The sequence below is a fragment of the Acinetobacter sp. LipI_19 genome (assembly GCF_058242925.1).
In genome coordinates this window covers 996310-1010412 of sequence record NZ_JBZAYK010000001.1, presented here as the reverse complement: position 1 = coordinate 1010412, position 14103 = coordinate 996310, and the positions used below count along the sequence as shown (strand labels likewise).

The 14103-nt window shown below is 37.0% G+C and carries 12 protein-coding genes and 1 pseudogene; 2 read left to right on the top strand and 11 right to left on the bottom strand.

Annotated features, from left to right (window positions below; genetic code table 11):
- Nucleotides 1-101: 101 nt before the first annotated feature.
- The 5 genes from lptB to AC4CVF_RS04905 are packed head-to-tail and all read right to left on the bottom strand — an operon-like array spanning nt 102 to nt 3518.
- A complete protein-coding gene (gene lptB, locus AC4CVF_RS04925) occupies nt 102-845 on the bottom strand; it encodes an LPS export ABC transporter ATP-binding protein (protein WP_336953962.1) in 744 nt (247 codons plus the stop codon).
- Complete coding sequence (lptA, locus tag AC4CVF_RS04920; RefSeq protein WP_336953963.1) at nt 845-1387, bottom strand: lipopolysaccharide transport periplasmic protein LptA; 543 nt, start codon at nt 1385-1387, stop codon at nt 845-847. Before lptA ends, lptB begins: the two co-directional genes overlap by 1 nt.
- A 10-nt stretch (nt 1388-1397) precedes the next feature.
- On the bottom strand, nt 1398-1943 hold the full coding sequence (lptC, locus tag AC4CVF_RS04915) for an LPS export ABC transporter periplasmic protein LptC (RefSeq protein ID WP_336953964.1): 546 nt from the start codon (nt 1941-1943) through the stop codon (nt 1398-1400).
- 39 nt (nt 1944-1982) lie between these two features.
- The gene (locus AC4CVF_RS04910; protein WP_004822583.1) at nt 1983-2522 is read right to left on the bottom strand and encodes a KdsC family phosphatase; all 540 of its coding nucleotides are present in this window, start codon (nt 2520-2522) and stop codon (nt 1983-1985) included.
- Nucleotides 2523-2525: 3 nt separating this feature from the next.
- The gene (locus AC4CVF_RS04905; RefSeq protein ID WP_419327953.1) at nt 2526-3518 is read right to left on the bottom strand and encodes a KpsF/GutQ family sugar-phosphate isomerase; all 993 of its coding nucleotides are present in this window, start codon (nt 3516-3518) and stop codon (nt 2526-2528) included.
- 197 nt (nt 3519-3715) lie between these two features.
- On the opposite strand from AC4CVF_RS04905, the gene cysS reads away from it, so the two are divergent.
- Together cysS and AC4CVF_RS04895 are read left to right on the top strand one after the other, a co-directional pair.
- Nucleotides 3716-5137 (top strand): cysteine--tRNA ligase, encoded by a 1422-nt coding sequence (gene cysS, locus AC4CVF_RS04900; protein WP_419360475.1) that lies wholly within the window; start codon nt 3716-3718, stop codon nt 5135-5137.
- Nucleotides 5138-5459: 322 nt separating this feature from the next.
- A complete protein-coding gene (locus tag AC4CVF_RS04895; RefSeq protein ID WP_004822589.1) occupies nt 5460-6080 on the top strand; it encodes a TetR/AcrR family transcriptional regulator in 621 nt (206 codons plus the stop codon).
- Nucleotides 6081-6537: 457 nt separating this feature from the next.
- Here the strand turns inward: AC4CVF_RS04895 and AC4CVF_RS04890 are convergent, their stop codons facing one another.
- From AC4CVF_RS04890 to AC4CVF_RS04865, 6 genes and pseudogenes are all read right to left on the bottom strand, one after another.
- Nucleotides 6538-7488, bottom strand: a complete 951-nt coding sequence (locus AC4CVF_RS04890) for a LysR family transcriptional regulator (protein ID WP_336953968.1) — start codon at nt 7486-7488, stop codon at nt 6538-6540.
- Between the two features lie 146 nt (nt 7489-7634).
- Nucleotides 7635-8462: an SDR family oxidoreductase gene (locus tag AC4CVF_RS04885; RefSeq protein WP_490789034.1), complete on the bottom strand. Its 828-nt coding sequence runs from the start codon at nt 8460-8462 to the stop codon at nt 7635-7637.
- Nucleotides 8446-9420, bottom strand: a pseudogene (locus tag AC4CVF_RS04880) (acyl-CoA dehydrogenase family protein); the annotation flags it as partial. The gene AC4CVF_RS04885 and the pseudogene AC4CVF_RS04880, both read right to left, overlap by 17 nt.
- A 32-nt stretch (nt 9421-9452) precedes the next feature.
- A complete protein-coding gene (locus AC4CVF_RS04875; RefSeq protein WP_419360477.1) occupies nt 9453-10703 on the bottom strand; it encodes an SfnB family sulfur acquisition oxidoreductase in 1251 nt (416 codons plus the stop codon).
- A 329-nt stretch (nt 10704-11032) separates the two neighbouring features.
- Nucleotides 11033-12424, bottom strand: a complete 1392-nt coding sequence (locus AC4CVF_RS04870; RefSeq protein ID WP_336953973.1) for an LLM class flavin-dependent oxidoreductase — start codon at nt 12422-12424, stop codon at nt 11033-11035.
- A gap of 745 nt (nt 12425-13169) precedes the next feature.
- A complete protein-coding gene (locus AC4CVF_RS04865) occupies nt 13170-14078 on the bottom strand; it encodes a DMT family transporter (protein WP_490789033.1) in 909 nt (302 codons plus the stop codon).
- Between the last annotated feature and the right edge of the window lie 25 nt (nt 14079-14103).

Sequence of the window (14103 nt, the reverse complement as noted above, 5' to 3'; positions counted from 1 at the left end):
TAATAAAATATTCAATCAAAACTGATCTTTTTTCAAATATACCGCACAAAAAGCAAAAAAAAATGAAGGAGTTCCTTCATCTTTTTAAAAAGGCTGAGTAGTTAGACGGTAAAATCATCACCTAAATATACTTGGCGCACGGTTTCATCTGCCAAAACATCTTCTGGTGTACCTTCCGCAATCACAGCGCCTTCGCTCACAATATAAGCATGCTCACAAATCGCTAAAGTTTCTCGAACATTATGGTCAGTAATCAAAACACCGATCCCACGATCTTTTAACTGGCGAATTATATCTTTAATATCACCTACAGAGATTGGATCGACACCTGCAAAAGGTTCATCCAAAAGCATGAATTTTGGATCTGCTGCAAGCGCACGTGCGATCTCAGCACGGCGACGCTCACCACCCGATACGCTCATTCCAAGTGAATCTTTAATATGGGTGATTTTAAAATCTTCCAATAATTCTTTAAGACGTTGCTGGCGCTGCTGTTTATCTAAGTCTTTTCGTGTTTCAAGAATCGCCATGATATTTTCAGCAATCGTTAACTTTCTGAAAATTGAAGCTTCCTGAGGAAGATAACCAATTCCTTTACGTGCTCGCTGATGCATAGCTAAATCAGAAATATCTTCATTATCTAGATGAATTTCTCCCTTATCCATTCGCACCAAACCAACGACCATATAAAAGCTGGTAGTTTTCCCTGCACCATTCGGCCCAAGCAAACCCACAATCTGTCCACTTTGCATACTAAATGAAACGTCTTTAACCACCCAGCGTTTACTATAAACTTTAGCTAAATGTTTAATACAAAGTACTTGAGGCTGATTTGATGCTGTCATTAATCACGCGCTCCAGGAAAAGACTTGGTACTATTTGGCGGGATAATAATTTGTACACGTCCTTTCGGTGAACCTGTGCTATTTGAACTACCGGAAGCTTCAATATCGCCTTTGTTCATACTATATTTTAATGAACTACTGCGAATACTTGCTCCATCTTGATATAAATAAGCATTACCAATTAAATTAATAATACCTGTTTCAGCATTATAAATAATTTTTTGTGCTTCCCCACGAGCAACACCCTTTGCCGTATCAACTTGTTGTTGAAACTTTGCTGGGCCCCCAGTGGCAGTAATGGTGCTAATTTGCTTATTTTTATTTAATTGAGCCACAATTGAAGCAGCTTGAAGCTTCATTGTACCTTGCTCAATGATGACATTACCAGTATATGTCGTTACACCCGCAGCTTCATTATAGGTTGCTTTATCTGCAACCAATGAGATTGGTTGATTACGATCTGATGGTAATGCAAATGCTGCTGCAGACAAGCCCATTAAACCGGCAGTGCAGATCGCTTTTATTAGGAAAGATTGTTTCATTAAAAAAGGCTTAGTTAGGTACATACTTTCCTCGAATATGTGCAAATTCATATTGACCTTGGTTTAAATCAGCTTTTAAACCCTGACTAATAAATTCTGCATCAGGTGCATTAACAGTCACTTGGTGAGTCGTTTCAAACTGACGTATTTTAGGATACCCCGTTAACTCGTCTGTCTGAAATTCCATGGTCCCTCGTTCACCAATCTTGGTCGCTTTAACTTGTCCAGATAAAACGACTTTTTCATTGTCATTAAATCCTCGTGCTTGTTTTGCAAAAAAAGTTGAATCAACTTTATTTTGATGAAACATCGAAGCATTGAGGTTACTCAGTGTTGAAGTTTTTCTTTGTAAATCTTGTTCTAAACGATCCACTTGAGCACGAACATAAAGATTGCCCTTTTCATCTGTTTGGACCAACTGGATACCCTCAGCAGTATACGTCATGCTTTTTGCTGAATTCGCATCCAACTTTTTGCTTTTCCCACTGTAATAGTAATAGCCACCACTGATTGCCGCGATGACAACTGCAGTCACATATAAAACCTTAGTATCCATAAATTACATTCAACATTTGATCAATCTGAATTTACGCTATTAATGCGGTATAGCTGTATATTTTTCAAGTAATTCTTGGTAAGTGCCTTTTGCCATCAGCAACATATCACAGACTTCACGCACAGCTCCACGTCCACCCATCGCCTGAGTGACTAAATCTGCTCGACGACGCACTTCAACATGCCCGTTGGGTACAGTGACTTTCATCCCTGCAATTGCAAAGGCTGAAAGATCTGGCCAATCATCACCCATATATAAACAGTCTTCAGGATCTAAATTGAATTGAGCACAAGCTTCTTTAAGTGCAGCACCTTTGTCTTCACGACCTTGAAAGACCAAATCCACGCCAAGATCAGCCATACGTTTTTCAACAATATTGCTTTTACGTCCGGTGATAATGATGACTTTAATTCCAGATTTTTGCACCAGTTTCATACCTAATCCGTCGCGAATATCAAAGGATTTAATTTCATCCCCTGTATTGGTCAATGTCACAAAACCATCACTCAAAATACCATCTACATCTAAAACCAATGCTTCAATATGACGCGCTTGTTCCAGTAAAACATAAGAAGCCATTGATTAATTTACTCCAGCTTGAATCAGGTCATGCATACTAATTACACCAATCACTTTATTGGCATCATCAACGACGATAAATTGACTAATTTTCTTTTCATTCATTTTTTCTAAAGCTTCAACTGCACGTGCTTCTTTTGAAATGGTTGAAGGGTTTTGAACCATGACCGCGGAAACAGGCAAGTTCACATCAAAACCTTGCTGTCTATCAATTAAACGGCGTAAATCACCATCAGTAAATATGCCCAATAAGCTGTCATTTTCATCGACAACCGTGGTTAAACCTAAACGCTTATTGGAAATTTCGTACAAAACTTTATTCATTGGCGTATCAGGAAATACTTTTGGTAAATCAGTGCCTGTACGCATCAAATGTTTTACATGTAACAACAGACGTTTGCCTAATGCACCTGCAGGATGTGACATTGCAAAATCATCTGCAGTAAAACCACGTGCATCTAATAGCGCCACAGCCAGTGCATCGCCCAATACCAATGTTGCAGTAGTACTTGAGGTTGGCGCCAAACCTAATGGACATGCTTCTTTAATATTTCCAAGTGTCAACGCAACATCTGCATTTTGTGGCATAGGTCCTTTGTCATCACCACTGATGGTGATCAAAGGTACTTCCAAATACTTAATCAGTGGCATCAACATCATAATCTCATCACTCTTTCCAGAGTTTGAAATTGCAATCAACACGTCACCTTTGACCAACATACCTAAATCGCCATGCCCTGCTTCACCAGGATGCATAAAGAATGATGGTGTGCCTGTTGATGCGAAAGTTGCTGCCATTTTTCGCCCAATATGCCCAGATTTCCCCATACCCGTAATCACTAAACGACCTTGGCACTGTAAAATAATTTCACATGCGCGCGTAAAACGCTCATCAATTTGAGTCGCTAAAATCTCTATGGCATGTTCTTCAATGCGTAAAGTTTCAAGTGCAACTTTTTGAAAATCAACTTGATTTGATTTATTTTCAGGATTCAAAATGGGCTAACCTTAACTCTATAAAGAGTTTTGAATATCGAATGGAATATTTTTGCTATTTTAGCATAGCAATACAATAGGCTGCTTTCCTAAATGTATAAATTTCATTTTCTTAGAAAAATAACGTATAAAACTTTATGAAATATGGAGCTTAGGTTAAGATTAATCATCATTTTGTTGAAGCCTTTAGAAAACCTATGCAACCATTTGTTCTTTACAACTCTGAGCAACGAAAAAAAGTTGAATTTGTTCCCCGTAAAGAAGGACATATCGACATGTATGTGTGCGGTATGACAGTTTATGATTACTGTCATATAGGCCATGCTCGGGTGATGGTTGCTTTTGACTACATTATTCGTTTTTTACGTAGTCAAGGTTGGAATGTTAAATACGTTCGTAACATCACAGATATCGATGACAAAATTATTGCGCGTGCCAATGAAAATAGTGAAAGCATTACAGCTTTGACCGATCGTTTTATCAAGGCGATGAATGATGATGCCGAAAATTTAGGATGCTTAGCACCCGATGAGGCACCCCGCGCAACAGATTATATCGATCAAATGCAGAATATGATTGGCAACCTTGTCAATAAAGGCACGGCTTACCCTTCTGCAAATGGCGATGTCTATTTTGAAGTTGAAAAATTTAAGAACTATGGCCGACTTTCAGGACGTAAACTTGCCGATATGCAAGCTGGCGCTTCTGAACGTGTTGATGTTGAAGTTGAGAAGAAACATCCATTTGACTTTGTGCTATGGAAACATGCTAAAGAAAATGAGCCTTCATGGGCTTCACCTTGGGGCAATGGCCGTCCAGGTTGGCATATTGAATGCTCAGCAATGTCAACTTGCTGCTTAGGCAATCATTTCGATATTCATGGGGGCGGTTCAGATCTTTTATTCCCACATCATGAAAATGAAATCGCGCAATCAGAAGCTGCAACAGATGAACAATATGTAAACTACTGGATGCATGTTGGCTTTATCAATGTCGATGGCGAAAAAATGTCTAAATCTTTAGGCAACTTTTTTACCATTCGTGATGTGATGGAGAAATTTCATCCTGAAGTGATTCGTTATTTTATTGTGTCATCACACTATCGTAGCCCTGTAAACTTTTCGGATTTTGCACTAAAAGAAGCAAAAACTACGCTTTCTCGTTTTTATCATGCATTTAAAGCGTATCAACAAGTCTATGGCGATAAAACCACAGACCTGTTAGATGAAACGCTAGTCGAGCGCTTTAATTCAGCAATGCGTGATGACTTCAATACATCTGAAGCAATTGCAGTTTTATTCGAAATTATTAAAGAATTGAATCGTGCGGTTAAAGAAGAGAATGCAGCGCAATCTACGCTTTATTATTCTACGTTACGCCACTTGACCAATATCCTTGGCTTGGTTCAATACAATGTAGATGACTTTTTAAAATCAGATATTGGTCAAGAAGCACTTGGCTTATCTCAAACGGATATTGAGGATTTCATTCAACAACGTGTTGATGCCAAGAAAAATAAAGACTTTGCCCGTGCAGATGAAATCCGTCAGTCTTTGCTTGCTCAAGGTGTAGTACTGGAAGATACACGTCAAGGTACCATTTGGCGCCGCGCAGATTAATCTCTAAGAGCTTTATTAAAAAGAAAAACCTGATCAAACGATCAGGTTTTTCTTTTTAAAGTCGTTGCTAACTAAATATGTTTTAAACGGTATATCTCTTGCCATTTTTTTAGTCGTAGTGTGACCTTACTTAAGTTTAGTTTTATAAATGGTTCATTAAGATTTTTAACATCGCTAATTTGCTTATATAAAATCTAAATTATTAAATATATTGAAAAAATAAATATTTTATTGAATATGATGGACTATAGTTTTATTGAATCAGCGAAATAGCTGATATACTCTGAGTCCAGTTCTTCATCAGCAGTTTTGGATCAATAGAATGAGTTCAGTGCGCCAACAGAATTTTCTTCTTCGCAAAGAGAAAATTTTAGCAATGGCAGAAACCTTATTGCTTGATAATAATCAGGATATTACGTTAAGTGAGCTTGCTGCTGAACTTGATATCGCAAAAGGAACGATCTATAAACATTTTAAAAGTAAAAACCAACTGTATCTTGAACTGATTATTTTGAATGAAAAACGACTTTTAGATATTTCTAAAGCCTACCATCACGATATTAAAATCTATGTATCTGAATACATGTTATATAACATGTTAAATTCGAATCGAACAATTTTACTGCATGTGATTGAAGAGCGTCTAACCAATAATGAACGTAAACTCAAAGACTTATTCGAAGAACTTTATAGCATACGTGAACAACGTATTTTAGAAATTAAAGATCTTTTCGGAGCACATCTCAAAGCCTTAAACAGTAGCATGTCTATCCGTGATTACTTGTCCTATATCTGGACAGTGACTTATGGCGCATCATTATTGTTAAATTCTACGCACTATCAAAAATCCATTGGTTCACGTGAACGCTTAATCAAACTCTATGTCAATCAAGCATTGATGACACCTGATAAGCTAACCGATTCAGAGCACCAAGCAAATTAATGTTAAAAGGATAACTGTTCTTAAGCTATTTAGTTTTAAAAAGTCCTTTTAAAATTTATTTTGATTTTTTTCTAAAAGCTACAGTTCTAAATTATTATCTAAAGACCGTTAAACAACAATTAATTACACTTTTAAGTTGATACTGTTGAACTGGTGATAGCTTTTCTAAGTCACAATATAGCTGTTTAAAAAATGATATACATCATGCACTTGTGTCATATAATTCGAGTTCAATACATCAAGATAAGCTTGAACAATTTGATGGGAAAAATGACCTAATTGCAAAAGATATTCTGCTTTCCTGTGCATATTGTTTATACACACATCCATTCAACTGCTGACCTGCGTATAAATCTCGTTTAAACTTTCTGAATCAAAAATATTAAGCTTTTTCATCAATAATATTTTATCAAGTTGTTGATACCAATCATTCTGGATGTATCAATTCGAGAAACCCTTAAACTTCTGGCTGATCAGCATAGTTCAATAACTGACTGGGTAAAGGCATTGAATTCACCTGACTAAAAATCTCATAACACATATGTCTTAACCACTGATGGCTAGTTTTATGATGACATGACATATGCCAATACTGCTTAATCGAATAAGTCGGAAACGAAATGGGTGCTGGGAAAATTTGTAAGTTTCCTCGTGACAACAAGACTTCACTCAAATAATAAGGAACGGTTGCAATCGAGTCAGTATCTTGCACCACCAATCCAACGCCTAGATAACTCGGGATACGCATCAACACATTACGTTTTAAATCTAAATTTAACAGCTCATTGGCGATGTGGTAATGCCCAACACCTGCATCAATATCGATGTGTGATTCACTCAAATACTGTTCAACGGTCATGCTTTGTTGAGTTAATCGTGGATGATCTTTTGATGCAATCACCACATAAAATTGTTCGAATAATTTTTGTTGATAGAAACCATTTTCTAATTGCGGTAAAAACCCAATCGCCAAATCAATTTCACCATTTGCCATCTGATAACTGGTTTCAGAGGTGATGGCGCGAACATTTAATTTAACATGTGGTGCATGTGCTTTGAGATATTGAGAAATTTTAGGCAATAAAACTAAGTGAGAAACATCTGTCATCGCGACAGTAAACTGTTGCTGAGATGCTGTTTCATCAAAATCCACACTAAAATTATTAATAATTTCAACTTTGCTCAGCGCTTCACTGATCAAGGGATAAAGTTGTTTAGATAATTCTGTAGGCACCATTTCATTACCAATCCGTAAAAATAACGGATCGTTATAATGAACACGAATTTTATTTAGAATATTGCTTACTGTAGGTTGGCTCATCGCTAAATGATCTGCGGCAACAGAAACACTTTTAAACTTGTAGATATAGTAAAAAATACTGAGCAACTTACAATCTAACTCATACACGAAATTACATCTCACTCATTTTCTAGATTCAATATTATATCTTCTGCTTTTTTATAAAAATTTCCAATGTTTTAATGTACCGATTTTAAACAATCAACTCAGGATTTTAAAATCGGCACGGATTATTGGCGTGATCAGCTCAGCAATTATTCTTTAACAAACAAATCAACCATTAACTCATCCTCTGAATCAGCATAGCGATATTCATTAAAATCTGTAATACCATACTCTCGGAGGATTTCTTCATCAATCAATAAGCGTCCTGTTAAGGCGCGTTTTTCACTGTTTAAAATACGATAAGCGGCATCTGCCATAATGTTCGGTTTACGAGCTCTGCTAAATAATTGCTTACCGCCTAAAGAAAACTCAATTGCAGCTGTGGCAATAATCGTTCTCGGCCATAGTGAATTTACACTCACCCCATAACCGGAAAACTCTTGATTCATCCCTAAAGTCAACATACTCATGCCATATTTAGTAATGGTATACGGTGCATAGCTAGCAAACCATTTTTCATCCAAGTTTAACGGCGGTGAAAGATTTAAAATATGCGGATTGTCACTGTTTTTTAAATAAGGTAGTACAGCTTGACTACAGACCATCACAGCACGTGTATTGATCTGATACATTAAATCGAAACGGTTTGGGTCAAGCGTCTCTACGCCAGACAGTTTAATCGCACCAGCATTGTTAATTAAAATATCAATTCCACCGAAATGCTTTGCTGCTTGTTTCATGGCAAGCGCAACCGCATCTTGATCACGTACATCCAGTTGAAGTGCTAAAGCTTGACCACCTACCGCCTCAACTTCTTGAGCAACAGTAAAAATCGAGCCCCCTAATTTAGGATGCTCTTGTGTAGATTTTGCAGCAATCACAATGTTCGCACCATCTTGTGCAGCTTTTAGTGCAATCTCTCGCCCTATTCCTCGGCTTGCACCGGTAATAAAAAGTGTTTTTCCTTTCGGATTCACTAAAGTGACTAATATATGCACGCTGCAAAGCTTCTGCTGTTTGCGTGGTGATACTTTGACTTGCATAGGCTTGTGCGGAAGCTTTACCAATCACCTGTAAAATCTGTGGATCATTACGTACTAAGTCAGCATTGCCATGACTAAAAATACGATCACGCTTTTGTACTTCATGAATAAATGTTGCAACTGCTGACTGTGCAATACCCGATAAGGTTGCCAAATGAATGACTTGGTAGAACGCAGTCTGATATTTAAAACGTTGCTCAAAAGGCAAAATATGGTCTGCTTCGATTGCAACATTGCTTAACGTTAGAGTGCCACTTCCCGTGGTTTTTTGACCAAAACCATCCCAATCATCCAGTACTTCAACACCAGAAGCATGTCGAGAAATCGCAGCAATAACATGCTGATCCGTACGTTCATCATAGGCAAATAAATCAACCCAATCCGCAAAGATTGTGCCTGTTGAATAGTACTTCTTCCCATTGACCAGCAATTGATTATTATTTTGAGTTACACGGGTAATCACATCACCAATTTTTACATGACCGATTTCAGTCCATGCATTCCCCACCAAATCACCTTGAACAAAGCGTTTAAACCATAATTCTTGATTCTTAAACTTATGTGCATTTAATCGATCTTCAACAAAAGCGAAATGCCCCCGCAATGCTTGCACAATATTTGAATCGGCCTTTGCAAGTTCAGTGAGCAATTGAAATAACTGAGGTAAAGACACCCCATCTCCACCAAACTTGACTGGCACACGTAATGCACCAAAACCTGCATTTTTTAGCCAATCTATTTGCTCATACGGCAATATACGCTGTTGCTCGCGTTCAACGACACCCTGTGAAATTTTTTCAAAAATTGCACGATATTTTGACGCAACCGTCTCATAGTCTGCTGAGATTGATAAATCTTCAATAAAACGGTTTTGAATATCTAAGTTACCCATTTTTTCTCTCCATCATTTGCTTATTTTTATTCTTAGCTCCACGCATGGCGTGGTAAGTGAATGTTATTGAGATAATAATTACCGACTAAATTAAATTTCCAACGTACAGGATCATGCAAAGTATGGGTACGTGCATTACGCCAATGGCGATCTAAATTTAATTCAGACAATGTTGAACGAGTACCTGATAATTCAAATAATTTGTTAGAAGCCAGAATGGCAATTTCAGTTGTTAATACCTTGGCTTCTGCAACCAGTAATGCCGCCTGATTAGCATTCTCTTCAGATGGATCGGCAATTGCTTGATCAATTGCATCACCAGCCAAGTCTAAAACGGCTTCGGCTGCACGTAATTTAATTTTTAACTCCCCTATACTTGCAATGGTATACGGATCATCGCTCGCTTTTTCTAAACCTGAGTCAATCCAAGGGCGTGAATGTAAGCGTACATATTGAATCGTTTCATCAATTGCACCACGCGCAATACCAGCATCCACAGCGGCTTGAATGAATTGAGAAATCGCACCTGCTGCTGTAGGTCTTTCAAAGGCTTTATGGATCGGCACAATATATTTTTCATCAACTTGAACTTGTTTTAGTACTACAGTTCCACTCGCTGTAGTTCTCTGTCCAAATCCAGACCAATCATTGACAATTTCCAGACCTGTACTTGTTCGTGGCGTTAAGGCAACCACAGGTAGCCCATCTTCATTCACTGCTACGACAGGTACCCAATGTGCCAATAGAGCCCCTGTAGCAAAGAATTTTTGACCATTAATTTCATAGCCTTGAGTTGTTTTATGTATTTTGGTTTCTAAGTCAGCAACGGTCTTGCTACCTTTTTCTGAAAAGGCATTACCCAGACGTCGACCTTTTAAAATTTCAGCAAAGAAAAATTGTTGCTGTTCAATACTGGCATCTAAACGGAGATGCTCTATAAAAGCCCAATGATTTTGCGCAATTTGTCCAAGTGAAGGATCTACACTAGAAATAGTTTTAACCACATCTGCTAATGTACGATATTTCACTTCAGCCCCACCAAAAGCATGTGGAATATTAATCCCCCATAAACCACTTTGTGAGTAGAGCTGTATCTCCTCAAGTGGCAAACGTCGTTCATAATCACGTTGTGATGCTTCTTTGGCAAACTCTTTGGCTAAATTTTTCGCTACTTGAATAGCTTCTTCATCCGATTGAATAACATGTGCATCATGATTCAATTCAAAAAATTGCAAAGGAACGGCCGTCTGAGAAGAAAAGTTTTTTTGGTTTAAATCAGTCATTGTTGTTACTCTTTTAAATAAGCATGGATTTAAACTAGCATTATTTTTTTATGCTATTTATACAAATAAATGCATTTATTATTCAAAACAAAATTATAAATTTATCACTAAAATTCATATCCATTAAAACCATAAAAAAAGCCCACATTATGTGGGCTACGTTCTGACTAACGAGCTAAATGATTATGAAATAAATGACTAATTTAAAAACCATTTAAAGATCAATTTTAAAACAATATCAATCAATACAACTCATATTGTTAGATAATGGCAATGTATGCTCTACAATCAGATGAATTAATATTTTATCTCAGAGTATAATTTTAAGATTAACTGGCTTGTGCCAATCTATCCGTATTCGCTTTGCGATATTGTGAGCCTCGATGATTCTTTGATAAATAAGCACCTTGTTCAAATAGTTTTTCTCGTAAAGTACCCTGACGATATTCTGTTTGATAAGCACCACGACGTTGTAGCTCAGGTACAATAAAATCTACAATATCTATAAAAGTTTGATGTGCCAAAATATAGGCTAAATTAAAGCCATCAACATCTGTATCTTCTGCCCATTGTTGTAACTCATCAGCAACCGTTTGTGCTGAACCGACCAACACAGGACCATTTCCCCCCACACTATTCCAATGGGCAATTTCTTCAATTGTCCAAATACGGTTAGGGTCCGCATTGACATAAGCATCTAACATCGATTGAATCGCATTGGTTTCAATATACTCAACCTTATCATGAGGTTGATACTGTGAAAAATCTACACCAGACCAACCAGACACTAAGGTCAAAGCACCGTTATAACTTCCATACGACTGATATTCTTTAAATTTTTCCTGAGCTCTTTTATCCGTTTCATCAGTTACAATTGACAATAAGGTGTAAATTTTAACAGAATAAGGGTCACGTCCTTCCTGTTTTAATTTTTCACGAATACTTTGAACAATTTTCTTGGCTGCTATTTTTGATGGTGGTGCAATAAAAATACATTCAGCATTTTGGCTTGCAAATGTTTGCCCTCGAGCAGAAGCACCTGCTTGATAGAGTACAGGTGTGCGCTGTGGTGAAGGTTCACAAATATGAATACCAGGAACTTTAAAGTATTTCCCTTCATGTAAAATGGGATGCACTTTTGTATGATCTGCAAAGATTCCAGCCTGTTTATCTCTTAAAACCGCATCATTTTCCCAAGATCCTTCCCACAACTTATATAGCACCTCTAAATACTCATCGGCAATATCATAGCGATCATCATGATTTAATTGCGTATTTAGTCCTAAGTTTTTAGAACCACTTTCCAAATAGGAGGTGACAATATTCCACCCCACTCGACCTTTGGTGAGATGATCTAATGTACTGATTCTTCGCGCAAAAGGATAAGGATGTTCAAAAGATATTGATGTTGTCACACCAAAACCTAAATGTCGGGTCACCGCAGCCATCGCTGGGATAATTTGCAAAGGATCATTGACTGGGACTTGCACTGCACCAGTCAATGCATGTTCTGCACTTTGGTGGTAAACATCATATATCCCAAGTACATCCGCAATAAAAATGCCATCAAATAGCCCGTTTTCCAAGATTTTAGCGAGGTCAGTCCAATATTCAATATCTTTATATTCTGTTGAGCGATCTGAAGGATGACGCCATAAACCAGGAGATTGATGTGCAATACAATTCATTTCAAAGGCATTAAAGCGGATCTGCTTAGTCATTTCTCTTCAACTCATCTTGAATATTATTTTTATCCTATGCCATTTATCTTTATTCTTTTATCTCAATATCTTCAATTATTATCATGATTGCTTTTATCTAAAATAATGAAATAAATATACTTTTTTATACAAATTGGTTTATTCACCATAATTATCGTCAAACTAACTAATTATTCATATAAGTGATTTTCATCAAATTCCTGATCATAAATGAAGCCTATCTTTTTGTATGCGCTTTATGGAACTGCTGGTTATCAATTCATTTTTTGTATTTTTGAATCAAAGATGGTGATCCTACCGTGAGGCGACAGAGAAGCCGCCATTAGGTGGGGGTAGAGGACGTCCCCCTCGCTCTACATGAGCAAAAACAAAGCAGAGTTTTGTTTGCAGCGCAAAGTTTGGCATCCCCCTACGAAATGTGTGGCATTGCCAACTTTTTATAACCAAATAACTTATCCGCCATGTATTTGATTTAATTTAAAATATTATTTGAGGGAAATTATATTCTTGTGTTTGAGTTTTTTGATAAGTTGGCTATATATTGGCTTTCATCAATCTGTAAGCATCGATTAACATTTTAAAAAATTAAAAACACATCTTCTTTAAAAAGCATCTACATAGCTTCAATGAGCTGTACAAATAAACTATGCAAAAGCCTGAATCTAAGCTTAGTTGAAGGTTAATCACTTAGCATAAAATCTAAAGAAAAAAGAAAAAAGAAAAAAGAAAAAAGAAAAATTCGATGCTAATTTTTAATCTTTTTGGCTAGCAATTGACGTGCTTTAAAATCTTTGTAAAAGTATAAAAATAACCCGAAAATCAAAACTACCGCGCCGATAAACACATTCATAGTTGGTTTTTCATTATTGAGCATCGCGCCTAAAAACATGGCAATCATTGGGGTCATCACTGTAGTCAATGATAAAGTTGTGGCTTTAATATTTTGAACCAATTTAAAATAACAAAACATTGCCAGCAATGAAGCCATAAATACGGTATAAATCAATGCCAATAGTGATTTAGTTTCTGGAATATGCGTAGGCGCATACTGCCAAATAAAAGGAATAATACACATTGCAGCCAACGTAGAAACCAAGATTGAACCTGTTGCTTGCGCCATTGGGACGACATCTGCATTCACTTTTTTTACCCAAAAGATGGAAAAAGCATAAGTAAATACACTCATCAACATCAGCATAATTCCAACGGGATGCACATGTTGGCTGGCCCCGCTACTGGTACAAATAATAGCTAAACCGACAACAGCAAGCAGCATGCCAAGCCATTGAATCCCATGTAATCTCTGACTAAAGCCAAAACGACCAATAAGTCCTGCCATAATCGGGGCTAATCCAAACATCAAAGCAATAATACCTGAACTTAAATAACTGGTTGCGGCATAGGTAAAAATTTGTGAACCAATCAGACTAAATGAACCAGCTAAATAACTATGTAAAGCAATTTTATTACACGGTAATTTAACTTTTAAAATCAGCAACAAAAATAAAGCAATCGGCAAGGCGATAAAAAACCGCAAAACCAAAGCCCACATCATATGTAAATCTGCCACACTCCATACAATTGCCAAAGGCGTACTTGCCCAAATTAAGACCAATAAAATATAGGTCGTCATCAGGTTGGATTTAGAGGGCATATAGATTCCTAAATGACTGCTGGGT